Below are 652 nucleotides of genomic sequence, written 5' to 3' on the forward strand. Positions count from 1 at the left end.
CAGCATGGCCCGGCGCTGTGGGTTATCGACGGTGTCGCCGATATCACGGGCCATGTCGCTGGCGGCGGCTAATGATTCGCAGGCTTCGACGAGCAAGGTTTCTTCGTCCACGGTGGGGTCGATGAGGAAGATTCTGTTCGCCTTGCATGACGAGGTTGAAGGGAGCGAGATCTTCAGTGCGCCGGGGTTGAGGTAGAAGTTGATGGCGCGGTCGGTTGCCGCTTTTATCTTCTGCGGGTCGAGGGCTGGGTCGTACGGGATTGAGGTGTCCGGGGGGTTGGGTGTGGCTTTGAACATGGATGAAGCTCCTGCTTAGCAAAAGTAAGGAGCCATCACTCTCGCTACCAAACGAGGGTGGCGGCCATACGCGGGTTGGTAGACCGGTCTAAGCAGGAAAACCCGGCGCTCACGAATGAGCCCCACGCATGGCCACCATATGAAATCGAGCCCGCGGAAAAGGGACTGCATATGGCGTCGCCATCACACTTAGAAACGGGCTACCAAACCCGATCACTGATTTTCAGTGACAGGGAAACGATATAGCCCGCCCCATAGTCGTGTAAGCCGGCGGATTCTGGCGTACGCGTAGGTAACGGCGCAAGGCGTTGTAGCCGTTATGGCGTAACGGTTCGTGTACTTTAAACGTGGTTGC

1 protein-coding gene is annotated in these 652 nt (G+C 57.5%); it reads right to left on the bottom strand.

Going from position 1 to position 652, the window contains the following annotated elements:
• Positions 1-297 (bottom strand): DUF6124 family protein (locus J1G18_RS27850; RefSeq protein ID WP_223009605.1); only part of this gene is annotated, 297 nt, incomplete at its 3' end.
• Positions 298-652 lie beyond the last annotated feature (355 nt).

It is taken from the genome of Pseudomonas sp. MIS38, from assembly GCF_019891575.1.
GTDB classification, from domain to species: domain Bacteria; phylum Pseudomonadota; class Gammaproteobacteria; order Pseudomonadales; family Pseudomonadaceae; genus Aquipseudomonas; species Aquipseudomonas putida_A.